Source organism: Pedobacter ginsengisoli (assembly GCF_030244015.1).
GTDB classification, from domain to species: domain Bacteria; phylum Bacteroidota; class Bacteroidia; order Sphingobacteriales; family Sphingobacteriaceae; genus Pedobacter; species Pedobacter ginsengisoli.
Genome location: NZ_JASSYX010000003.1, coordinates 975678 through 1000415 on the forward strand (window position 1 = coordinate 975678; position 24738 = coordinate 1000415).

General features: G+C 42.3%; 21 protein-coding genes and 1 pseudogene. 12 read left to right on the forward strand and 10 right to left on the reverse strand.

The features are described 5' to 3' along the window. Positions 1–19: 19 nt before the first annotated feature. The 4 genes from QEP08_RS16460 to QEP08_RS16475 are packed head-to-tail and all read left to right on the forward strand — an operon-like array spanning position 20 to position 3897. Entirely contained in the window at positions 20–1192 is a 1173-nt protein-coding gene (locus tag QEP08_RS16460; RefSeq protein ID WP_285059675.1) for a glycosyltransferase family 4 protein, read from the forward strand. Positions 1193–1201: 9 nt separating this feature from the next. Continuing rightward, a complete protein-coding gene (locus QEP08_RS16465) occupies positions 1202–2221 on the forward strand; it encodes a glycosyltransferase family 2 protein (protein WP_285059676.1) in 1020 nt (339 codons plus the stop codon). Positions 2222–2246: 25 nt separating this feature from the next. Further along, positions 2247–3131, forward strand: a complete 885-nt coding sequence (locus tag QEP08_RS16470) for an alpha-1,2-fucosyltransferase (RefSeq protein WP_285059878.1) — start codon at positions 2247–2249, stop codon at positions 3129–3131. Between the two features lie 37 nt (positions 3132–3168). Then, the gene (locus QEP08_RS16475; protein ID WP_285059677.1) at positions 3169–3897 is read left to right on the forward strand and encodes a DUF268 domain-containing protein; all 729 of its coding nucleotides are present in this window, start codon (positions 3169–3171) and stop codon (positions 3895–3897) included. Positions 3898–3912: 15 nt separating this feature from the next. On the opposite strand, the pseudogene QEP08_RS16480 reads toward QEP08_RS16475, so the two are convergent. Further along, positions 3913–4240 (reverse strand): annotated as a pseudogene (locus QEP08_RS16480) (translation initiation factor IF-2); the annotation flags it as partial. A gap of 271 nt (positions 4241–4511) precedes the next feature. Here QEP08_RS16480 and QEP08_RS16485 point away from each other — a divergent pair. Further along, positions 4512–5474 carry a GDP-mannose 4,6-dehydratase gene (locus QEP08_RS16485; RefSeq protein WP_285059678.1) on the forward strand — a complete coding sequence of 321 codons (963 nt, stop codon included), beginning with the start codon at positions 4512–4514 and terminating at the stop codon, positions 5472–5474. Positions 5475–5710: 236 nt separating this feature from the next. Here the strand turns inward: QEP08_RS16485 and infB are convergent, their stop codons facing one another. The 7 genes from infB to panC form a co-directional block, all read right to left on the reverse strand. After that, positions 5711–8734, reverse strand: a complete 3024-nt coding sequence (gene infB / locus QEP08_RS16490) for a translation initiation factor IF-2 (RefSeq protein ID WP_285059679.1) — start codon at positions 8732–8734, stop codon at positions 5711–5713. 119 nt (positions 8735–8853) lie between these two features. Beyond that, a complete protein-coding gene (nusA, locus tag QEP08_RS16495; RefSeq protein ID WP_012780319.1) occupies positions 8854–10089 on the reverse strand; it encodes a transcription termination factor NusA in 1236 nt (411 codons plus the stop codon). 4 nt (positions 10090–10093) lie between these two features. Then, the gene (gene rimP / locus QEP08_RS16500) at positions 10094–10558 is read right to left on the reverse strand and encodes a ribosome assembly cofactor RimP (protein ID WP_285059681.1); all 465 of its coding nucleotides are present in this window, start codon (positions 10556–10558) and stop codon (positions 10094–10096) included. 322 nt (positions 10559–10880) lie between these two features. After that, positions 10881–11315: a hypothetical protein gene (locus QEP08_RS16505; protein ID WP_285059682.1), complete on the reverse strand. Its 435-nt coding sequence runs from the start codon at positions 11313–11315 to the stop codon at positions 10881–10883. A gap of 132 nt (positions 11316–11447) precedes the next feature. Then, positions 11448–12587, reverse strand: coding sequence for an acyl-CoA dehydrogenase (locus QEP08_RS16510; RefSeq protein ID WP_285059683.1), 1140 nt, complete (start codon positions 12585–12587; stop codon positions 11448–11450). Between the two features lie 96 nt (positions 12588–12683). Next, complete coding sequence (panD, locus tag QEP08_RS16515; RefSeq protein ID WP_285059684.1) at positions 12684–13034, reverse strand: aspartate 1-decarboxylase; 351 nt, start codon at positions 13032–13034, stop codon at positions 12684–12686. 45 nt (positions 13035–13079) lie between these two features. Continuing rightward, positions 13080–13919: a pantoate--beta-alanine ligase gene (panC, locus tag QEP08_RS16520; RefSeq protein ID WP_285059685.1), complete on the reverse strand. Its 840-nt coding sequence runs from the start codon at positions 13917–13919 to the stop codon at positions 13080–13082. A gap of 153 nt (positions 13920–14072) precedes the next feature. Here panC and QEP08_RS16525 point away from each other — a divergent pair, with 153 nt between their 5' ends. From QEP08_RS16525 to glmS, 3 genes are all read left to right on the forward strand, one after another. Beyond that, the gene (locus QEP08_RS16525) at positions 14073–14897 is read left to right on the forward strand and encodes a glycogen/starch synthase (RefSeq protein WP_285059686.1); all 825 of its coding nucleotides are present in this window, start codon (positions 14073–14075) and stop codon (positions 14895–14897) included. A gap of 16 nt (positions 14898–14913) precedes the next feature. Beyond that, positions 14914–16392: a DUF4270 domain-containing protein gene (locus QEP08_RS16530; protein ID WP_285059687.1), complete on the forward strand. Its 1479-nt coding sequence runs from the start codon at positions 14914–14916 to the stop codon at positions 16390–16392. Positions 16393–16473: 81 nt separating this feature from the next. Beyond that, positions 16474–18312: a glutamine--fructose-6-phosphate transaminase (isomerizing) gene (gene glmS, locus QEP08_RS16535; protein WP_285059688.1), complete on the forward strand. Its 1839-nt coding sequence runs from the start codon at positions 16474–16476 to the stop codon at positions 18310–18312. 58 nt (positions 18313–18370) lie between these two features. On the opposite strand, the gene QEP08_RS16540 is transcribed toward glmS, so the two are convergent. Further along, entirely contained in the window at positions 18371–18799 is a 429-nt protein-coding gene (locus QEP08_RS16540) for a single-stranded DNA-binding protein (protein WP_285059689.1), read from the reverse strand. 18 nt (positions 18800–18817) lie between these two features. Beyond that, complete coding sequence (mutY, locus tag QEP08_RS16545; protein ID WP_285059690.1) at positions 18818–19873, reverse strand: A/G-specific adenine glycosylase; 1056 nt, start codon at positions 19871–19873, stop codon at positions 18818–18820. Between the two features lie 170 nt (positions 19874–20043). Between mutY and QEP08_RS16550 the strand changes: the two genes are divergently transcribed. The 4 genes from QEP08_RS16550 to radA all read left to right on the forward strand — a co-directional run bounded on the left by QEP08_RS16550 (position 20044) and on the right by radA (position 24517). Then, positions 20044–20346, forward strand: a complete 303-nt coding sequence (locus QEP08_RS16550; protein ID WP_108552488.1) for an HU family DNA-binding protein — start codon at positions 20044–20046, stop codon at positions 20344–20346. A gap of 7 nt (positions 20347–20353) precedes the next feature. Continuing rightward, complete coding sequence (locus QEP08_RS16555) at positions 20354–21229, forward strand: tetratricopeptide repeat protein (RefSeq protein WP_285059692.1); 876 nt, start codon at positions 20354–20356, stop codon at positions 21227–21229. Between the two features lie 246 nt (positions 21230–21475). Beyond that, positions 21476–23026 (forward strand): Rne/Rng family ribonuclease, encoded by a 1551-nt coding sequence (locus QEP08_RS16560; protein ID WP_285059693.1) that lies wholly within the window; start codon positions 21476–21478, stop codon positions 23024–23026. Positions 23027–23140: 114 nt separating this feature from the next. Continuing rightward, positions 23141–24517 carry a DNA repair protein RadA gene (gene radA, locus QEP08_RS16565; protein WP_285059694.1) on the forward strand — a complete coding sequence of 459 codons (1377 nt, stop codon included), beginning with the start codon at positions 23141–23143 and terminating at the stop codon, positions 24515–24517. The last annotated feature ends 221 nt before the right edge of the window (positions 24518–24738 follow it).

The following is a 24738-nucleotide window of genomic DNA, read 5'->3' on the forward strand; positions in this document are numbered from 1 at the left end:
CGACAATTTAAAAAATACTATGCTTAAAAAGATTAAAAAAATTGCGGAAAACATCAGGGACCTGCTGAAGTATCCCACCATTCATAAGGAACTCTCCAAAAAAAGAGACCTTTATTTTTTCTTTCCATCATGGTCGTTTGGAGGCGCAGAAAGAGTTCATGTAGATATTATGAGTATCTTTACGAATCCAAAACCACTTTGCTTCATTACAGACAGGTCGATATCAAATGGATTCCAAAAAGAGTTTGAAGCCGCTGCAGACACGATCAATTTGGGTCGCTGGTCCGAAAAAAAACCATTTAAACGGCATCTTTTTAAAAAACTGGCAAAAGCCATAAATTCACAAGAGCACCCCATAGTGTCCGGCTGGTGCAGTAAGTTCATGTATGATTTAATTCCGCTCCTTGGACCTCATGTTCAGGTAATTGACATCATTCATAATTTTATGGATGATGACAAGGGAATAGAATGGTATAGCATTCCGCACATTCCCAGGTTAGATAAAAGGATTCTTGTTGGGAAAGGGTTAGTTCAACAATTTAAAAAATTATATGAGATCAATCACATTCCAGATGAATATCTCAGCAGATTAACAGTCATTCAAAATAAGATTGCGTATGACAATCACTTCCCTGAGAAGGATTATGATGGCATATTGCAAATCCTTTTCGTCGCCCGGAACAGCCCGGAGAAAAGACCTGAGGTACTTATTAGGATTGCTGAAATCTGTTATGAGCTAAATCTCCCATTTGAATTTAAAATAATAGGAGACTTTAAACCAGAAGAAACAGCGGTTCCGCCGAACACCATCCTTATTGGAGAGGTTCACGACAAAACCATTTTGAATAACTATTACAAAGATGCACATCTCTTATTGCTCACCTCACATAGAGAAAGCTGGGGGCTCGTTGTTTTCGAAGGTATGAATATGGGCGTTGTACCGATATCAACCGATGTTGGCGAGCTTTCAAATTACATTTCCATAGAAAAAGAAAATGGAATTCTCATTAAAAATCTCAGTAACGCAGAGGGTCTTGCAATGTTATTTGTTAAAGCGCTAGAATTGTTTGTCAAAAACAGACCTATGTTATCGAAATTTAGCAACAATGCTTTTAATACTATAAAGCAACTTTCCAATGAGCGTGATTTTGACGCCGCCTATAGAAGGGAATTGTCTGTAGAGATTAAATAATATATCAACATGAACCCAAAAATAACAGTTTTTATGGCTGCCTACAATGCAGCAAATCATATCAATGAGGCTATTCAAAGTATTTTAGATCAAACTTTTGAAGACTTTGAATTATTGATTGTGAATGACGGTTCCACAGACGAAACAGTTGACATTATAAATAATTTCAAAGATTCTAGGATCAGGTTACTTCATAATGATAAAAACCGGGGCATACCATACACCAGAAATGTCGGCGTAAACGAGGCCAGGGCTGAGTATATTGCCATTTTGGATAGTGATGATGTTGCTATCCATAATCGCCTGGAAACTCAGTATAACTTCTTTCAGGAACATCCGGCTTTCGCATTATGTGGCGGACATGGTACTGTTATCGATGAAGCAGGCAACCCGGTCCCTGACAACCGCTTTACTGTTCCTATCGGCCCAGACCTGATAAAAATGACACTGCTTTTTAACAATACATTTATCAATTCAACAGTGATGTATAAAACTGCAGTTTTAAAAGAATTAAACGGCTATAACGAGTATGCTTTAGCTGAGGATTATGAGCTATTTATACGGATTTCAGATAAGTATCCTGTAGCAAATTTAGATTCTGTCCTGGTAAAATACAGGATTCATGGTATGAATATTTCCATATTACGTTCCGAACTCAGCCGTACAAAAGTTCGTTCAATCAAAGAGAAGCAACTAACTAAACTTCAAATAACGGCGAACAAAAAATTAACCGACACTTTTTTCAGTTTATTAGAATGGGATTACGGTGCTGTTAATTTCGCTGACTATTTATCTTTTTTCACTAAATTAAAGGCGGCAAACAGATCTTTGAAAAAATATCCTCAAATACCCTTTGAAAAAATGTTATTCAACCGCTGGTTTGAGATTATTTACGAAAAAAAAGCTAAAATGAATGCGCTTTCGTTATTATTGAATAGGGATATTTTTAAATGGTCCTATGTAAGTTTTCGCCAGCTTAGAAAAGCATTTAAACTTTCAATCAGAGGATTCGGTCAATTATCTAAATAAATGTCCGCTAATCTTTCCAAACAATATCCGCAAACAAAAATATTTAAAAATCAGTTCAATGAAAATTGTCAGGTTTCTAGGTGGTTTAGGCAATCAAATGTTTCAATATACTTTGTATAAAGCTTTGCAAAACAGATTCCCTAATGTTAAGGCCGATTTACAAGGTTATAAAGACTACCCATTACACAATGGTTTTGAGCTGGAGCATATCTTTGATCTAAAAATAAACAAGGTCTCCTCATTTACAAGTAACTTATATTACAGTAGAAAATGGACTTACAGGAAACTTAGAAGATTGCTTAGTCTCAAGAATACTTACATCGAAGAAAAAACCCTCTTTTCGTTCGACACATCTATCCTGAATAACCAAAGAACAGCATATTATTGGGGCTATTGGCAAAATTTTGATTATTTTAAAGATATTGCCAACCAAATAAAAAACGATTTTCAGTTTAAACTCCCTCTATCTAATGAAAATCAGCAAATTTTGGAACAGATCAATCTCAAAAATAGCGTTTCCCTTCACATCAGAAGAGGAGACTATCTCAAAGACCCGTTCCTTGGGGGATTATGTGGGCCTGAGTATTATAAACAAGCGATCAGTTACATCCAATCCAATTCAGCGTCTCTCAGTTTCTTTATTTTCTCTGATGACATCCCCTGGTGTACAGAAAATTTACACCTTGATGATTGTACCTTTATTTCCTGGAATAAAGGGTCGTCTAGCTATATTGACATGCAACTAATGAGTGCCTGCAAGCATAATGTCATTGCGAACAGCAGCTTCAGCTGGTGGGCAGCCTGGCTCAACCCGAACCCAACCAAGATTGTCATCGGTCCCAAAAAATGGATAAATGACCCTGATCGGAATGTAATTATGTCGTTTCCTCAAAACTGGATCAGCTTCTAATCCCTTCATTAAATATACAAACGAAAAATATATAATTATGCTAAAAATATTTAAGAGAAGCTCCAAAAAAAAATCGCTGTTTCAGGATCAATATGTCCAGCTGCGGGAACTCGAAAAGGAGACAAAAAAGCGCTTTGCACTGGTAGAGCGCGATTTTTATCCTTGTCTAAATGACAACACCGCAGAAACAGGATTTGACAGGCACTATATCTATCATCCGGCCTGGGCAGCGAGGATCTTAAAAATGACCAATCCGGCTAAACACATTGACATCTCCTCTACCTTGCATTTTTGTTCCATTTTGTCTGCCTTCATTCCTGTGGATTTTTACGACTACAGACCGGCGAATCTGCACCTGGACAACTTCAACTCCCTGGCCGGCGACCTCATGAGTTTACCTTTCGCACCCGGCTCCGTAGAATCATTATCCTGCATGCACACAGTTGAACACGTTGGTCTTGGAAGATACGGCGATCCAATGGATTACGATGGCGATATCAAGGCCATTGATGAATTAAAAAGGGTACTGGCGCCAAACGGAAATTTATTATTTGTAGTCCCTCTTGGGGCACAAGGTATTATCTGCTTTAATGCACACAGAATTTATACAAAGAACCAGGTTTTGGATCTTTTTGCGGACCTCGAACTAAAAGAGTTTGCGCTTATTCCGGAAAATGAAAAAGATGGAGGACTAATCATTAATCCCAGCGAGGAATTACTGGCCACCCAATTTTACGGTTGTGGCTGTTTCTGGTTTACGAAGTAGTCCCTCATAACGTTCCATACAGCCGGCAATAGTACCCATCTTAGTGATCTTGAATGTTTCTCTGATCTCCACATTGGCAGTGATCTTCTCTTCAAATTCAGGGGCAAGTATACCTTCCATCGCCGCTTTGATCTCGTTGATCGCATCATAGATGATCGAGTACCAACGGATATCGATTTGTTCAGCCTCAGCCAGCTTACGCGCTCCCGGCGAAGGGCGCACCTGGAAACCGACAATGATCGCATCCGATGCTGAAGCCAGCAATATCTGATCCGGAGATCTGTCCGACAGCCTTGCTGATTACATTGATCTGGATCTCTTCGGTAGAAAGTTTTAACAAATTCATAATCATATGAGATCAGGTATCCAACTTTTGTCTTATTAGCTCACAATTGGGCCTTCTTTAATAATTTCCAGTAGGAAATCTGCTATAAAAGTTGTAGCAGTACCATGCATATGTGTAACTTTCACGACAGAATTGAGATATATACCCTGTACCTCAAATGAAACAACGACCTGAGAACAGAACACAAAAAGAAAGGGCTAATACAAGCTGATAAATTCAACTGGCAAAAAACTGCAGAGGCCTGCCTCAGCATCTATAAGAAGTCAATATGATACAAAAGACCGCATTGATAACGGGAATAACAGGCCAGGATGGTGCCTACCTCGCTCAAATATTATTGGAGAAAGATTACAATGTCATTGGCCTTACAAGAGGGTATCAGACAGACAACCTAAGGGGGCTTTCCTATTTGGGCATCAAAGAAAAGATAAAGTTGGTTGCCTGCGATTTGCTTGATATTTCCCAGATTATAAAGATCTTACAGCAAGTTGAGCCATCAGAGGTCTATAATCTGGCAGCACAAAGTTCCGTATCTCTATCTTTTCAACAGCCAATAGGTACTTTCCAGTTCAATACAATCAGTGTCTTTAACCTCTTAGAAGCGATAAAATTGGTCGACAAGGCTATCCGTTTCTATCAGGCAAGCAGTAGTGAAATGTACGGAAGAGTCAACAATCTGCCCATTACTGAAATGAGTATCCTGCACCCACTTAGTCCCTATGCGATATCAAAAGTAGCGGCTCATTTTACCTGCATCCATTATCGGGAAAGCTACGGCCTGCACATCAGTTGTGGAGTCCTCTTCAATCATGAATCCTATCTCAGACAGAATACTTTCTTTGTAAAAAAGATCATACAGGATAGCATTAAAATACACAGAAACCAGCTTGATGTACTTAAGGTAGGTAACATAGATATTAAACGTGATTTTGGATATGCTCCCAAATATGTTGAAGCCATGTATCTAATGCTGCAACAGCGGGATCCATCTGATTATTTAATCTGTTCAGGCCAGACAATAAGCTTACGGGAGATCATTTATTATATTTTCGACAAGCTGGACATCCCTCACGATCTGTGTCAAATAGACAACAGCCTTTACAGGCCTGCCGAAATATTAGATATGTTTGGGGACAATACCAAAGCCAAATCAACCTTAGGCTGGAAGTACGATCTAAATATTTATCAGACATTAGATCTTTTACTTAGCGAAGAACTTAAAAATCAATGATCTTGTGAGCATTTATCAATCCAAATCAGTAATTCTGTTTATAATCTTCAACAGATCAGACACAGCGCTGAAAGTCCTGGCACAGATAAAAAACTGGCACAAGCCGTAGCCAATGCAATTGACTGGGAATGCACAGTAAAGACTCCTTTTAAGAATAGTTTCATCTCACAGAATCCAACAAAAAGGCTGTCTGATTTTACAATCAGACAGCCTTTCATTTAATATTATAGTATTGATTACAACTTACGTTTAACCTCTACTTGCTCATAAGCCTCAACAATATCTCCTACTTCAATATTATTAAAGTTCTGGATGTTCAGTCCGCATTCGTACCCTCTTGTTACCTCTTTCACATCATCTTTATAACGTTTCAGTGAGGCCAGCTCACCGGTATAAATCACCACCCCGTCTCTTACAATACGGATCTTACTGTTACGGGTGATCGTTCCATCCAGCACCATACAGCCGGCAATAGTACCCACCTTAGTGATCTTGAATGTTTCACGGATCTCCACATTGGCAGTAATCTTCTCTTCAAATTCAGGGGCAAGCATACCTTCCATCGCCGCTTTGATCTCATTGATCGCATCGTAGATGATCGAATACAGGCGGATATCGATTTGTTCAGCCTCAGCCAGCTTACGGGCTCCCGGCGAAGGGCGCACCTGGAAACCGACAATGATCGCATCCGATGCTGAAGCCAGCAATACATCTGATTCGGAGATCTGTCCCACAGCCTTACTGATCACATTGATCTGGATCTCTTCAGTAGAAAGTTTCAGCAATGAATCTGACAGGGCTTCGATAGAACCATCCACGTCACCTTTGATGATCAGGTTGAGCTCCTTAAAGTTACCGATAGCCAAACGACGGCCGATCTCATCCAGTGTAATGTGTTTCTGAGTACGAAGCCCCTGCTCACGCATCAGCTGCAGACGCTTGTTCGCAATCTCCCTTGCCTCAGTCTCACTCTCCATTGCATTAAACTTATCGCCGGCAGTAGGTGCGCCCTGCATACCCAGTACCTGTACCGGTACGGACGGGCCCGCTTTATCTACTTTTTGTCCGCGTTCGTTAAACAGTGCTTTTACACGTCCGCTATAACTTCCGGCTAAAATAGGATCACCGATTTTCAGCGTACCTGCCTGAACAAGAACAGTAGTCACGATACCACGTCCCTTATCAAGAGTCGCTTCAATTACACTACCTGTCGCACGCTTATTAGGATTTGCGGTGAGTTCCAGTAATTCTGCTTCCAGCAATACCTTTTCCAAAAGCAAGTCTACGTTCAGACCACTCTTACCAGATATTTCCTGAGACTGGAATTTACCGCCCCAATCCTCTACCAGGATATTCATGATAGAAAGCTGTTCACGGATCTTATCTGAATTTGCTCCAGGCTTATCAATCTTTGTAAATGCGAATACCAAAGGCACACCCGCAGCCTGTGCGTGATTGATCGCCTCTTTCGTCTGAGGCATTACTGCATCATCCGCTGCAATCACAATGATCGCAATATCTGCTACTTTGGCACCACGAGCACGCATGGCCGTAAAGGCTTCGTGACCCGGAGTATCCAGGAAAGTAACTTTTTTACCAGTTGGCGTAGTTACCATGTAGGCACCAATGTGCTGGGTGATACCACCGGCCTCACCTGCTACCACATTTGCTTTCCGGATGTAATCCAGCAATGAGGTCTTACCGTGATCGACGTGGCCCATAATGGTCACTACCGGAGCTCTTGGCAGCAAGTCTTCTTCTGAATCCTCTTCTTCAATGATTACATCGCTTTCATCGTCCGGTTTAACGAATTGGATTTCGTAACCGAATTCATCAGCAACAATGGTTAATGTTTCCGCATCCAAACGCTGGTTGATGGATACAAACATCCCCAAACTCATACAAGTAGCGATGATCTTTGTAACCGGTTCATCCATCATGGATGCCAGTTCATTTGCCGTAACAAATTCAGTAACCCTTAAAACTTTGGATTGCAGTTCCTGCTCCATTGCCGCTTCATCAGCAGAAAGGGCAACATCATCTCGCTTCTGACGGCGTAATTTTGCCCGCTGGGCAAACTTACCGGATTTACCGGCACCGCTTAGACGGGCAAGTGTTGCTTTGATCTGATCCTGTATTTCTTTTTCCGTAGGCTCTTCCTTAGGTCCTCCTGCCGGCGCACCCGGTTTACTGTTCCTGAAATTAGGCCTGTTGGCTGTATTGTTTGTATTGTTCCTGAAGTCCGGTCTGTTTCCAACCGGGGCCGCAGGCCTCTGCTGACCAGGCTGTGTGCCTTGTCCTGCCTGTCCGCCTTGCTGAAAACCACCAGGGCTTTGCTGGCCCTGACCTGGTTGTCCTCCCGGAGTCTTTTTGCGTTTACGTTTTCTTTTTGCATCCGCACTGTCGGCAGATGAAGCCACCGGCTGCGATTTGCGATCGGGTGTAACAGGCAGTGTGATCTTGCCAATAATGTTTGGTCCGGATAATTTTACCGAACGGGCCTTGATCACCTCGTTATCATCAGCCTTCACAGGTGCTTTAGGCTCTGGTGCAGCTACCGGCTCTGTTTTAGCAACAGGAGCAGTTTCAATTGGTTTTGCCGCTTCAACCGGTTTAACGGCTTCCGCAGGCTTCGCTTCTTCAACAGCTTTAGGTGCTTCGGCTTTCGCCTCAGTTGCTGCAGGCTGTGGTTCAGCCACCGGTTTTTCTACCTCTTTTGGTGCCTCTTCGGCAACAGGAGCTTTAGGTTCTGCCGGAGCCGCAGGAGCTTCCTCCCTTTTTACAGGCCTTGTTTTAGAATTCAGATCATCAAGGTTGATCTTACCGATTATTTTTACACCTGGCAGCGCGCCTTCTTCTGCTTTATCTTCAGTCTTTTCAGGCTGGACAGGAATTGCAGGTTTTGCAGGAATTTCTTCTTTTGGTTTTTCAACCGGAGGCGTATAAGTATGAAGGTTTTTAATTAAAATTCCCTCATTTTCAAATTCAACATTTTTTCTAGGTGCCTCAGCGACTTTTTCAGTCACTTCAGGCTCATCACGACGGATTTTACCAATAACAATCTGATTGGCTTCTTCTTTTACGATCTTATCGCCCTGAAACTCTTTTAACAATGCATTATACATGTCACGCGAGAGCTTTGTAGTGGGTTTATTCTCAACAGAAAAGCCTTTCTTCTCCAGGAACTCAACGGCCGTAGCAATCCCTACGTTAAGTTCCTTAACTGCTTTAAATAAAATTATTGGTTTGTCGTCTGACATTGATATCCTCTTTTTTCTTTAATTCTTATACAAAAGTAACGTTTATTCTTATTTATTTCATGCGTCGGGCATTAGTTTTTAATTACTGCATATTTTGCTCAAATAAATCAGACAACGCATTATTCAAATTCTGATTTTAAAATGCTCATCACTTCCTTGATGGTCTCTTCTTCCAGATCTGTACGTTTTACCAGCTCATCTACCGAAAGGGCAAGCACACTCTTAGCGGTATCACAACCGATAGCTTTCAGTTCATCGATGATCCAGCTATCGATTTCATCCGAGAATTCCTCGATATCCACATCCTCATCTTCCTCTCCGGCTTCACGGTATACATCAATCTCATATCCGGTCAGTTTACCTGCAAGTTTGATGTTGTGTCCGCCACGTCCTATCGCCAGAGAGACCTGGTCCGGTTTTAAATAAACCGAAGCATGCTTGGTCTCATCATCCAGTTTAATGGAAGTGATCTTTGCAGGGCTCAAAGCCCTTGTAATATATAGCGAGATGTTATTGGTAAAGTTAATTACGTCAATATTCTCATTTTTAAGTTCTCTCACAATACCATGGATACGTGAACCTTTCATACCCACACAGGCACCTACAGGATCAATCCTGTCATCATAAGATTCAACAGCAACTTTAGCCCTTTCTCCCGGTTCACGAACAATTTTCTTGATCGTGATGAGTCCATCAAAAATCTCAGGAACCTCAATTTCAAACAAACGTTGCAGAAATTCAGGGGCAATCCTTGAAATGATGATCTTTGGAGTAGCATTTACCATATCTACTTTCAAAATCACCGCACGGACAGTATCGCCTTTTTTGAAATAATCGGCTGGGATCTGTTCAGTTTTAGGCATCATCAGCTCATTACCTTCATCATCCAGCACCAAAGTTTCTTTTTTCCAAACCTGGTAAACCTCACCGGTCACAATCTCACCAACCCTGTCTTTGTATTTTTTAAAGATCTCATCTTTTTCAAGTTCCAGAACTTTAGACACCAGTGTCTGGCGGGCAGCTAAAATAGCCCTTCTTCCGAAACTTTCCAAAGTGATTTGCTCAATGTAATCGTCACCGACTTCCATATCCGGATCCAGCTGTTTCACTTCGGCAAGCTCAATTTCCAGATCATCATCCTCAGAAAATCCGTCCTCCATCACTTTCCTGGTCCTCCAGATCTCCAAATCCCCGTTATCCGGATTCACGATCACGTCACAATTCTCGTCAGTTCCGTATTTTTTCCGCAGCATACTGCGAAATACCTCTTCCAGCACACTAATCACTGTAGGGCGGTCGATGTTCTTGAAGTCTTTAAACTCCTGAAATGAATCGATTAAATTAATATTGCTCATTTTTTTATTTAAATGAAATTAAAACCTTTGTTTCTGTTATATTATTGAAGTCGATATTGGCTTCAACCAATTCCGCCTTTTTACCTTTTTCTTTTACTTTAGCTTCTATTGTGATGCCACTTTCGGTTACATTCAGCAATTTACCTTCTTTCACCTCCCCGCCTTCGACCTTAACGCTTACTTCCCGTCCAATATTTTTATCATACTGCCTTTTCAGCTTGAGCGGTTCCCCGATCCCCGGTGACGACACTTCCAGGTTATACGCTTTTTCCAGCACATTTTCTTCTTCCAGATGAAAGCCTACATGTCTGCTGATGGCGGCACAATCCTGAATATTGATTCCCTCATCACCGTCAACATGAATAATGAGCTTGTTGTTTGGCAGCATCTTTATATCAACCAAAAACAGCTCAGGTCTGTCTGCGATTTTCTCTTCAACCAGTTCTTTTACTCTTTTTTCTACCTGCATAACCAATTAGCCAATAATAGAAAAGAGGGGACACCTGCCCCCTCCTTATTCCATTAATCTTGCAAAGATAGGAATTATTTTTAAAAATTAAAAATGCGATAATAATCCCTTTAATAGTCAGCTGGAATTCTGGTCCGGCTCCCTGATTAATCGTTAATTCTATCCAGCCTTTGGACAACTTTCCAAAAGGCAGCATAATAGCTCACATTAAATATATAGAAACTTAACAAAGAATCCATATTTTTCAGGCAAAACGTGGACTATAGGTGGACTATACGTGGACTATAGGTGGGCTATTATACAACAGTGTCTTACCCTTGTCTTACTTTGAAAGCAACTTTTGCACAGGCTTTAATTTTATGCTTACGCTGTTTGTCAGGATTCGTTTGGTATCAACAAAACTGGTGTTGAGGTGCGTGATCACTAAATAATCACGACCCCTTACAAATGAAGTATCCGGATAGAAAACAATGGTACTGTCGGTTAGTTTTAGGTGGCCCTGGACAGGCATTTCTTTCAAACTGGTATCTCTTTCAGAAGGCGTTTGCAAAACAGAGATCAATTCGTTGAGTACTGAGTCCGGATATCGTGCATTTTTAAGCTGGGTCAGGCCCGCCTGATCAATACCCCTGAATACAACCGCTGTACTATCGGGCGAAAAATCGATGCTGAGCGTCTTCTGCTCATCAGAAGAACAGCCGGTAAAAAACAACGGAAAGAAGATAAGGATGAAAATGGTCAGGTTGCGCTCAATCATGAAAACTAAATTAAGCATTAGGTACGACAAAATCCAAGAAGCCGGGCAAGGCCCTGAAACAAAAGCGGATGTCCCGTTTCCGGGACATCCGCTTTCCTATAATTGTATATTTCCTGATGATTTAATGAGGTATTACCTGATGATCTCCCTGGAAATCACTAATTTTTGAATTTCAGAGGTCCCTTCATAGATTTGGGTGATCTTGGCATCACGCATCAAACGTTCTACGTGGTATTCTTTTACAAAACCATAGCCTCCATGGATCTGAACTGCCTCTATGGTTACATCCATAGCGACTTTAGAAGCATAGAGCTTGGCCATTGAGCCGGCCAGCGTATAGGGAAGGCCCTGATCCTTGAGCCATGCGGCTTTGTAAACCAGCAGGCGTGCGGCCTCAATCTGTGTGGCCATGTCTGCCAGTTTAAAGGCTATTGCCTGGTGCTCCGCTATTGGCTTGCCAAAAGATTTACGTTCTTTGGCATAAGCCAGCGCAAGCTCGTAGGCACCTGCAGCTATGCCTAGTGCCTGAGCAGCTATGCCTATGCGGCCGCCTTCCAGCGTTTTCATGGCAAACTTAAATCCAAAGCCCTCTTCACCGATCCTGTTTTCCTTTGGCACTTTAACATCGTTGAACATCAGTGAGTGTGTATCCGAACCCCTGATGCCCATTTTATTTTCCTTAGGGCCAATGCTGAAGCCTTCCATGCCCTTTTCCACGATAAAGGCATTGATCCCTTTATGCCTCAAAGACTTGTCTGTCTGCGCTATGACCAAATAGGTGGATGCTGTACCGCCGTTGGTGATCCAGTTTTTAGTGCCATTTAACAGGTAATGGTCTCCTTTGTCTTCAGCGGTGGTTTGTTGTGAGGTCGCATCTGATCCGGCCTCTGGTTCAGAAAGACAAAATGCGCCGATCTTTTCACCAGCTGCCAAAGGCTTTAAATATTTCTCTTTTTGAAATTCGGAGCCGTAGGCTTCCAGGCCAAAGCATACTAATGAGTTGTTGACCGATACCACCACTGAGGCTGAGGCGTCTATTTTGGACAGCTCCTCCATGACCAGCACATAAGAAATGGCATCCATGCCACTGCCATTGTACTTTTCTGATACCATCATTCCCAGAAAGCCGAGCTCCCCCAGTTTCTTTACCTGTTCGGCAGGAAATTTTTGGTGCTCATCTCTTTCAATGACCCCGGGTTTCAGCTCACTCTGTGCAAAATCACGGGCGGCCTGGCGGATCATCGATTGTTCTTCACTTAATTGAAATAGCATAATAATATTATAAAATAATAAGTTATGCCAAATTTATATAATTCTCAATCAGAAATACTATGCTGCCATAGTATTTTTTCTATGCAGCATGATTCCCTATTTCAGCAAGTGGTTGTTGTCATCAGGAAATACGAGTATAGGATGGTATTTTTTGGCTTCCTCAACCGGCAATGAGCCATAGGACATGATGATCAGAATGTCGCCAACCTGGACTTTACGTGCGGTAGCGCCGTTTAGACAAATGGTACCCGAACCCCGTGCCCCTTTTATCACATAGGTTTCAAAACGCTCGCCGTTATTGTTGTTTACGATCTGTACCTTTTCGTTTGCGATGATCTGGGCCGCATCCATCAGATCTTCATCTATAGTGATACTGCCAACATAATTCAGTTCTGCCTGTGTTACTTTAACACGGTGGATCTTCGATTTTAATATCTCGATAATCATGCTGCAAAGTTAGTTAATTTTGTGAATGAAATGGTCTTCTGATCTTCAGCTGAGGATCATATTATCAATAAGCCTGGTCTGTCCTACCCTGGCGGCCACCAGCGCAACGATATTGGACTCTCCTTTGTCAAGGACCGGCATCAGGGTTGCTCCGTCAGCAATTGTAAAGTAATCGAGTTCTACACCCGGGGTGGATTGTATCATTGCCCGGGCTTCCTGCAACAGTTCGGGTATGTTCAAGCTGGCAAAATGATCTCTTACGTAATAGAGGGCCTTACTTAAAACGAGTGCATCCTGCCTGTCTTCCGCACTTAAATGGATATTTCTTGAACTCATGGCCAGCCCGTCTTCTTCTCTGATGATCGGACAGGTAATGATCCGGACAGGCATGCTGAAATAGTTCACCATTTTTTGGATCATCAGGACTTGCTGAAAGTCTTTCTGACCAAAAAAGGCAAGATCGGGTGTTACTGCATCAAACAGCTTCTTTACGATCTGGGTTACTCCCTGGTAATGTCCTTTGCGAAATTCCCCTTCCAGCAGGAATTCTGCGGGGCCCAGGTCTATGTGCCAGTTTTCCGGTTTGGGATACATCTCCTTCACCGGGGGCATAAAGACCAGATCGCATCCTGATGTCCTGAGCATATCCAGGTCGTGTTCGAGCGGACGGGGGTATTTTTCCAGGTCTTTTGGATCGGTAAACTGGGTGGGGTTAACAAAAATGCTACAAACCACAAAATCTGCCTGCTGTTTTGCAAGGTCAATGAGCGACAGGTGACCCTTGTGCAGGGCACCCATTGTCGGCACTAAAGCAATTTTCTGTTTGGCCAATTTAATTGGGCCAAGCAACGACCTTAACGCCGTAATCGTGTTTACAACTTCCAAACCTGCTTATAAAATTTTAGGGGGCAAAGTTGGTTATTTATCCATTCCCAACAAAACATCTTGCGTATTATATTGATAAATGTTATTATTTTGCTTACCTTTGCCCCTTGATAATCTTTTCTTTAACATAAATTTTTATTTACGAATATGGAGATGGCAAAAACGAAGCTACTGATTGTTACACACGAGATGTCGCCTTTCCTTGAACTCACAAAGATTTCTGAAATTACCCGCCAGTTACCTCAGGCCATGCAGGATAAAGGATTTGAGATCCGCATCTTAATGCCAAGGTTCGGGAATATCAATGAAAGAAGGAACAGGTTGCATGAAGTGATACGCCTGTCGGGCATGAACATCATCATCGATGACAACGACAACCCGCTGATCATCAAAGTTGCTTCTATCCCAGCTGCACGCATGCAGGTCTATTTCCTGGACAACGAAGATTATTTCCAACGTAAGTATGTATTCAGAGATAAAGAGAACAAATTTTATGCGGACAATGATGAGCGTACCATTTTCTTTTGTAAAGGAGCGCTTGAGACCGTTAAAAAATTAGGCTGGTCTCCTGACATCGTACATTGCCATGGCTGGATGACTGCTCTTGTTCCTGCCTATATCAAAACTACTTATAAGAACGACCCTACGTTTAAAAATTCAAAGGTTGTTTATTCAGTATATGAGGAATGTTTTTCTGAAAGCCTGAACACTGATCTGTACAAAAAAGCGGTGATGAATGCCATGACCGCGGAAGACACAAAAGTGTTTGAAAAAGCAAACTGCAGTGCCTTGCATATCGGAGCGGTCAGCTACTCGGACGCAGTGGTTTTGGCCGATGAAAAGATTGATGCTGATGTGTTAAAATTTGTTAAAGATTCCAATAAGCCAACTTTAGCTTTTAATTTAACCGAAAATTTCGACAATTTCTATGCTTTATATGAAGAGATTTCGAATGAAGAATTGGTTACAATAGCATAAACTCAGGTATTTAAATATGAAATTTATAAAACAAGACTTATTGACCCTGTTAATAGGTCTTTTTCTTTTTTCCGCGTGCAAAAGCACGAACTCCGTTGGTATTGATCCGGATCCTGATTATGCGATAGCAGGGGACCTGAAGGTTCTTCCGCTGAGTTCGGTCACAGTTGGGGAGGAAGCAACTACCACCACCAGTCTGGGTGTGTACCCGCTTGGATTTATAAAGGCTGACCCGGTTTTCGGAAGTACAGAAGCAAGTATTGTGATGACGGTTTCGCTTCCAAGTTTAGACTATAGCTTTGGAAATGGCGCGATTGTAGATTCAGCAATACTCGTATTGCCTTATGCCAGCACCGTAGATTCATCAAAGATAACCCGTGTTTACGGGGATACGGCAACTTCTGTATATAAATTTAAGGTAGAGCAGCTGGATCAGGACCTTTCTGTCCAGAAATCGTTTTTGAGCAATAAAGAATGGGCTGCAACAGAATATGCCGGTTCCATTAAAGGCAAGCTCAGACCAAACACCAGGACTTCCATCACCGATATCGTACCAGGCAAGGCCGATACAAGCAGGCTGCTTCCTGTCCCTATGCTCAGGATCCCACTGGATTCTACTTTTATACAAAACCACATTGTCAATCTTGATTCGGCGACAAAGTCGAAACTCTCAAAGTTTAACGCGGCTTTTAAAGGCTTGAAAATAAGTGTGGACAAAGCGGAGAGCTCTGGTACAGGCGGTATCGCTTTCTTTGATTTCTCGTCAACTGATGAAACCACAAGGCCGAAAATAGAAATCTATTATAAAAAATTTCAGTCCAACTCCCAGATACAAAGAGATACCGCATTTGTATCCTTTCCTATAGCCCCGGTGTCAGGGCCTGTGGCCGCAACTGTCAGACATGATTATACAGGAACTCCAGTTCAGACGCAGATTGACGTTCCTAATCCGGCAACCCCCTACAAGGTTACTTATCTGCAGGGTGTCGGTGGATTAAAAAATAAGATTTCCTTTACGGACCTTAAAAAATTCGTGGATGAGACTAAGGCCGGGAATCCCAATACAAGGATTGTGATCAACAAGGCTGAACTTGTGCTGAACGTAAGCAGCGGAACAGATGTTGCGCCTTATATACCGGCAGAAAGACTGACGCTTTACAGGCTCGATATAGCCGGCCAGCGTGTAAACCTCACTGATAATATCGAAGGTGTGGGAAATTCACGTAATCCAAGATATGCGGGTTCTCCGGCAGCTTTTGGCGGTTTCTATGACAAAAAGAATAAACGTTATACTTTTACGCTAACAGCCTATCTCCAGGAACTGATAGATGGTACTACGCAGGACTATGGCACTTTTATCGGGTCAAGTTCACTCACACAGTTTGACATCAATTCTTCTATTCGTTCGGGCGCAAGAACTGTTCTTTCGACAAAAGACGCAGACGCTGGTGACAAACCACTGAAGCTTAACATCTATTATACAAAGACCAATTAATTTATTAACAAAGCATATTTCATTAAATTCTCCGGGAATCGTTATTTTCGGGGAATTTTTTTTTAAAAACCTTACGAGCATATGTGTGGAATAGTTGGTTACATTGGCCACAGAGAGGCCTGGCCTATAGTTATTAAAGGGCTGAAAAGACTGGAATATCGTGGTTACGATAGTGCCGGTATAGCACTAGCATCTGATGGAGGCTTGAACATTTATAAGAAAGCCGGAAAAGTCCAGGAACTCGAGAACTTTGCAGATGGGCGCAACCTCAGCGGTACTGCAGGAATGGGTCATACCAGGTGGGCCACTCACGGCGCTCCTTCCGATCGGAATTCACATCCGCATACTTCAAACGATGGTCAGCTTACGATCATTCACAATGGCATCATTGAGAATTATGCCACCTTGAAGGAGGAGCTGATCAGCAGGGGGCATGAATTCAAAAGCGATACCGATACGGAGGTATTGGTCCATCTGATCGAAGAGATCTATAAAAATGAACAAATAGACCTGCTGGAGGCGGTAAGACTTGCTTTGCATGAAGTAAGCGGTGCCTATGCGATCGTTTTGATGGATGCGGCGCAGCCGGACCAGCTGATCGCCGCCAGAAAAGGAAGTCCGATGGTCATTGGCGTGGGACAGGGCGAATACTTCATTGCTTCTGATGCTACACCCATCGTGGAATACACTAAGAATGTCATCTACCTGAATGACAACGAAATTGCTTTTGTAAAACGTAATGAGTTATTGATCAAGCGTTTGGACAATGTGGTCCAGACTCCGTATATACACGAGCTGGAGTTGAAACTGGAAATGCTCGAAAAAGGCGGTTATGAGCATTTCATGTTGAAGGAGATCTATGAGCAGCCGCGGTCTGTAAGAGACTGCCTGAGGGGACGGATCTACCCCAATGAGGGAAGAGTTCAGCTTGGCGGGATAAATGAATATGCGGACAAGCTAAAGAACATTGACAGGATCATTATAGTTGCCTGCGGAACTTCCTGGCATGCCGGTCTGGTCGGAGAATACCTGATCGAAGAATATGCACGAATTCCTGTTGAGGTAGAGTACGCTTCGGAATTCAGGTATAGAAACCCGATCATCACTGAAAAAGATGTGGTCATTGCCATTTCACAATCCGGCGAAACTGCGGACACTATGGCGGCGATCGAGATGGCTAAAGAAAAGGGAGCAACGATCTTTGGCGTATGTAATGTAGTTGGTGCATCTATTCCACGCATCACCCATGCTGGCGCTTATACACATGCAGGGCCGGAAATTGGTGTGGCTTCAACCAAAGCTTTTACAGCACAGGTAACCGTACTGACCCTGATTGCTTTCCATCTTGCACAGCAGAGAGGCACCATGAGCCAGTCCAGGCTGACTGAATTGCTGGCCGAGCTGGATAATATTCCGGCAAAAATCGAAATTGCGCTGAAATCAGACAATCTGATCAAAGAAATTGCCCTCAAGTTTAAAGATTCAAGAAATTGCCTGTTCCTGGGAAGGGGAAGTGGTTTTCCTGTTGCCCTTGAGGGTGCCTTGAAGCTAAAGGAGATTTCTTATATTCATGCGGAAGGATATCCTGCCGCGGAAATGAAACATGGCCCGATTGCGCTGATCGATGAGGAAATGCCGGTGGTAGTGATTGCGACTAAAAATTCTTCTTACGAAAAAGTGATCAGCAATATCCAGGAAGTAAAGGCAAGAAAGGGTATTGTTCTGGCCATCGTCACTGAAGGTGATGTGGAGGTGAGGAAAATGGCAGATTACTGCATAGAGATCCCTGATGCAAACGAGGCGTTCCTGCCATTGCTGGCGACCATCCCGCTGCAGTTGTTATCGTATCATATTGCGGTATTAAGAGGGTGTAATGTAGATCAGCCGAGAAATCTGGCTAAATCTGTTACTGTGGAGTAACCTTAATTTATTTGTGAGTTAACCAGAGACTATTGAATATAGTCTCTGGTTTTTTTAATTAAAATGGCAGGTCTCCCGAAGGATCATCCTGATCTGCATAGTCATTTTCGCTTTTTGGAGTGGTATTCTCGTGGCTGGCAGGGGTTTGTTCAAAGTCACTTTTTCTCCCAAGAATGGTGAAGTTTTCCGCAACTACCTCCGTTACATATTTCTTTATTTTTTCCCTGTCTTCAAATGAACGCGTACGAAGCTTGCCTTCGATGTAAACCAGTTTCCCCTTCTGCAGATATTTTGAGGCTACCTCGGCAAGGCCTCTCCACAATACGATGTTATGCCATTCTGTTTGCTCTATTCTTTTTCCGTCCTTGTTATAGGTTTCTGATGTAGCCAAAGGGAAACTGGCGACAGTTACACCACCATCTAAATGTCTGACTTCGGGGTCTTTTCCCAAATGTCCTACTAAAATAACTTTGTTGATACCTGACATGAAATTTGAATTACTGGTTTATTTGGTCTGCGAATGTCCGGTCATAAAATCTGTGATCACCTTGGGCTGTGGTAATTGTTCAAACTCCCTCAATGAAACCCATTTTATGTCTGCATTCTGATTAAAGTTAATGATATAATTATCTAAAGCAAAAAATTGAACATATATAGTTTGGTGAGTTAATAAATGTTTTTTCTGGTGCAATAACGTTATTTCGCAGTGATCACCAAAGGTATTTTTTATCGCGGTTTCAAATTTTAAAGGCTGATCTGTATGGAAATTTTCAGTCTCTATGAGCGGAAAATCATACAGCTCCTGCCAGATATCTCCTGCAGAACGTTTCTTTACCAATAGGTTTGAGGCTTCATCAGAACAGAAGAAGTAATTAAAATAACGTATGCGTTTCTTTAGTTTTTTTTCTTTGACCGGCAGTTCGTTTATCCTGTTGTTTTTTCGGGCAAAACATCCTTCCTGCAATGGACAGGCCGGGCATGACGGTGATTTTGGCTTACATTGTAATGCGCCAAATTCCATGATTGCCTGATTGTATACCGAGGGCTTCTGCCCGATGATCAGCGCTTGTGCCAGTTCTGCAAATGCTTTCTTACCGGCGGTGCTGTTGATAGCGGCATCAATTCCAAAATAGCGGGATAAAAGCCTGAATACATTTCCGTCGAGCACAGGCCGGGACTCATTGGAAGAAAACGATGAGATGGCCGCGGCGGTATAATCTCCAATGCCTTTAAGAGCGATCAGATCCTTATAAACAACAGGAAATATTCCCCCGTGCTTCTCCTGGATCTCCCTGGCCGTATACAACATATTCCGGCCCCTGGAATAATATCCCAGGCCCTGCCATAATTTCAATATCTGGGTTTCAGAAGCTGACGCAAAATCGGCAACGGTCGGATAATTTTCCAAGAACCGGAGGAAATAAGGCAGGCCCTGCTCTACCCGGGTCTGCTGAAGGATAATTTCCGAGAGCCAGATCACATAGGCATCGGTAGAACCTCTCCAGGGCAGCTCTCTTTTATTGCTCAAATACCATTTTACGATTTCTTCCTGAAAGGTCATATCTGCAAAAATACATTGTTATTATTTGTTTTTGGTAAAACTTGCAATCCACTGATATAAGAGATGATAAATAAATCATCTTTTATTTTCCTATCTCATTAAAAAGCAATACTTTTGCAACCCCAAAACACTTATAAAGTATAATACATTATAATTAAATAATAGAGAATATGACTAAGGCAGATATTATTTCAGAAATATCAACGAAAACAGGAATTGAAAAAGTAGATGTGCAAGAGACCGTTGAAGCATTTTTCAAGGTGATCAAAAACAGCATGATCGGTGGCGAAAATGTATATGTAAGAGGTTTTGGTAGTTTTGTTGTTAAAAAAAGAGCACAAAAAACTGCTAGAAATATTTCTAAAAACACTGCGATCATTATCCCCGAGCATTTTGTTCCAAGTTTTAAACCAGCAAAAGTTTTTGTTGATAAAGTAAAGAACAATTCTAAAAAAATAAGCGTAGAAGCCTAATCCAACCATGCCGAATAATATCCGATATAAACAACTAGGTATAATTGGGGCAATCATATTGCTCATTGCATTTTTGTTTACGCGTGATATTAAAGGACTGGTAAAGCCTAAAGAGGAAAATGGCAAAGGTGGTCCGGCAAGTGCTGCCCAAATGGCCCCGGCCGGCCCAACCCGGGAGATCAGCCTGACGGAGGTCTCTGCTACTGCAAAAAACCTGATCAGCACCAGCCTTGCTGCGGAAATTACTTCCCTGGAGACGACATTTAACGGTGCTTCCGAAAAAGAAAAAGTTCAGACAGCAAAATTACTTGCTCAAAAATGGGATGATGTAGAACAATCTGCTCCAAGCGCCATGTATCTTGAGGTTGTGGCTTTGCAGGAACAAACGTTAGACAACTGGCTGATTACCGGTGACCGCTTTTTAAAAGCTTTTGACAATACAAGGGACAGCTTGCTGCAACCAGCGCTACTGCAAAAGGCTAATACTGCTTTTTCTAATGCCGTGAAAATAGATTCCACCAGTAATGACGCCAAAACAGGCTTGGGCATTACCATTGTTGAGGGCATGGGCATGCCCATGCAGGGTATAGCCATGCTGATGGACGTGGTTAAAAAAGATCCTAAGAACCTGAAAGCCAACATGAGCCTGGGTACATTTGCAATTAAATCAGGACAGTTTGACAAAGCAATAACAAGATTCAACGACATTATCGCCATCAAACCTTCACCTGACGCTTATTTCTATCTGGGTACCGCTTACGAAAATTTAGCTAAAAATACGGAAGCTATTGATGCCTATCTAAAAAGTAAAAAACTTGCCGCCAATCCCACCCTGTCTAAATTCATAGACGACAAAGTACTGGCGCTAAAAAGTAAAAATTAATAAACAGATTTATAAAAATATTTAAATTTCAAAATTATGCCAAGTGGTAAAAAAAGAAAAAGACATAAAATGGCTACGCACAAACGCAAAAAGCGTTTAAGAAAAAACAGACATAAGAAAAAATAGTTTCATTATGTTTTGCCTGACAAACCAGGTTAAGGTCTGATCCTAGCCTGGTTTGTCGGTTGCATAGTTTTTTATTGTCCATGTGTTAATAAGGCTGAAAAGCCTTAAAATCTGTAGCTTTTGGTAAAAGAATTAATTATAGATTCCTCTCCATCGGGAGTAACCATAGCTTTAGTTGAAGACAAGCAACTTGTAGAACTTCATAAAGAACAGATCAATAACAACTACGCTGTAGGCGACATTTATTTAGGCCGCATTAAAAAAATAATGCCGGGCCTAAATGCTGCGTTTGTAGATGTAGGTTATGAAAAAGATGCATTTTTGCATTATTTTGATCTGGGTCCTCAGGTACAATCTTTAATAAAGCTAACTAAAATCAAGCGTAACGGCTCTGTTAATGGCACTTTGCTGGATAATTTCAAGCTGGAAGGAGACATTAACAAAGCCGGAAAAATATCTGAGGTGGTCAGCAAAAACCTTTTGCTGCCTGTTCAGATCGCCAAAGAGCCTATTTCGACAAAAGGCCCCCGCCTGAGCTCTGACCTTTCTATAGCCGGCCGGTACATCGTCCTTGTTCCTTTTTCCAATGTGATCTCTATCTCCAAAAAGATCAAGAGCAATACGGAACGGAACAGGCTGAAGAAGATCATTGAAAGCATTAAGCCCAAGAACTTTGGTGTGATCATCAGAACGGTATCTGAGAACAAAGGCGTCGCTGAACTTCAAAAAGATCTTTTGGACTCTGTAGCCAAATGGGAGAATTTCATTAAAAAACTTCCTGAAGCAGAACCTTCCAAACGGGTTTGGGGGGAAATGGACCGGAGCTCTACTCTGATCCGGGACATTTTAAGTACCGACTTTACCAATGTGTATGTAAATGATCAGAGTCTTTTTGAAGACATTCGTTCTTATGTCCACGAGATTTCTCCTGAAATGGAAAAAATCGTTAAGTTGTACCGCCATAAGGAGCCTGTCTTTGAACATTTTGGTATTGAAAAGCAGATCAAAAACTCTTTTGGTAAAACTGTTAATCTGGCCGGTGGTGCTTATCTTGTTGTAGAGCATACTGAGGCTTTGCATGTTATTGATGTAAATAGCGGAAACAGGACTGCCAGCAAGGAAAATCAGGAGGACAATGCGCTTCAGGTAAACAAAGAAGCGGCAAAGGAAATCGCACGGCAGCTGCGCCTCAGGGATATGGGCGGAATCGTGGTCATCGATTTTATAGACATGCACAAACCGGTCAACCGTAAGGTGCTGTTTGACTACCTGAAAGACCTGATGCTCCTTGACAGGGCAAAGCATACGATCCTCCCGCCGAGTAAATTTGGCCTTGTTCAGATCACGCGTCAAAGGGTAAGACCTGAAATGAATATTGTGACCAGTGAAAAATGCCCGGCCTGCGATGGTACGGGAGAAATCAAAGCCAGTATTGTTTTGATGGACGACATTGAAAACAATCTGACGTATATTTTGCAGGAGCAAAATGAAAAAAACATTACGCTTTGTGTTCATCCTTATATTGAGGCTTATATTAAAAAGGGCTTGATTTCCTTAAAGTGGAAATGGTTCTTCAAATTCGGCCAAAGGATAAAGATTAAAGCCGTCCCTTCTTATAACCTTACAGAATTTCATTTTCTGTCGGCAAAGGACGAAGAAATTAAGTTGTAGCATAGCAGCTTCCGTTTCAAATAAGCCTGATCCCCGCTGGAGATCAGGCTTATTTGTTTTTAAGGTTATTTTTTATGCTTGAATTGAGTAAATTCGACGGTTAAATCACATCAATTGGCTAAAACTAAATCGGCATATTTTTGTCAGAGCTGCGGATATGAATCTGCAAAATGGCTGGGAAGATGCCCTTCCTGCAATGAATGGAATACTTTTGTAGAAGAAATTACAGAAAAGGCCGGGTCTAAGGTTCCTTCCTGGAAAACCGCCTCCGGATCACAACGCCTGAACAAGCCGACGAAAGTCGATGACATCCGGGCTTTAGGTGAAGAGCGGATCCTGACGGGAGACCAGGAACTGGACAGGGTATTGGGCGGAGGCCTGGTTGCGGGCTCTATGGTGCTTATCGGCGGTGAGCCGGGTATTGGCAAATCCACCCTGATGCTGCAGCTGGCGCTAAACATCACCGGGAAAAAAGTATTGTACATTTCCGGTGAAGAAAGTGAACAGCAGATCAAGATGAGGGCCGAGCGCATTACCAATCAGCCGAAAGCAAACTGCTACATTCTTACGGAAACTTCTACACAGAACATATTCAAGCAAATTGAGACCCTGGATCCTGACATCATGATCGTAGATTCAATTCAGACACTGCATTCTGCACACATTGATTCTACGCCGGGAAGCGTTTCCCAGGTAAGGGAGTGCACAGCGGAACTGTTACGCTTTGCCAAAGAAACCAACACCCCTGTTTTCCTGATCGGGCACATCACTAAAGACGGCACCATAGCCGGCCCTAAAATACTGGAACACATGGTAGATACGGTCCTTCAATTTGAAGGGGACCGCCATCACGTTTACCGCATTTTAAGGTCTATAAAAAACAGGTTTGGTGCCGCCGCGGAAATGGGAATTTATGCCATGCACGGTAACGGTCTCAGGGAAGTATCCAATCCTTCCGAAATCCTGCTTTTACAAAGAGAAGAAGACTTGAGCGGAATCGCTATATCCGCTACCCTGGAGGGCGCCAGACCAATGCTGATCGAAACCCAGGCACTGGTCAGCACAGCAGCTTACGGAACGCCTCAGCGGTCTGCCAATGGCTTTGATACCAAAAGAATGAATATGCTGCTTGCGGTTCTTGAAAAAAGATGCGGGTTTAAGCTGAGCACACGGGATGTATTTTTAAACATAGCCGGAGGAATCAAGGTAGAGGATCCCGCCATAGACCTTGCTATTTTAGTTGCCATCATTTCATCGCATGAAGATATATTCATTTCTTCCAAGGTCTGTTTTGCGGCGGAAGTTGGGCTGTCAGGTGAAATAAGAGCTGTAAACCGCATAGAGCAAAGAATATCAGAAGCAGAAAAACTGGGATTTGAAAAGATCTTCATCTCCAGCTATAACCTCAAAGGCCTTATAAATACTAAGTATAAAATTGAACTTTCAGGGGTAAGCAAGATTGAAGATGTTTTTTCCATGCTATTCGGATAACGGTTTAAGCACCCCGTGTGGTGTGTAAAATCGCTTGGGATTTCTACAAATCGTGGAAAAAAATTCCCCTAGCGTATTTTTCATGTAATTTGCCGGCATTTTTATCGTGCTGACTATTAATTGATTAGCTGCAAGTTATTCGGATTCTAAACCTTGGCCTGCCATTTGTATATAGTCACTTGTTAGCAGACAGTGATGTTCGCTGACAAACAATAGGGATG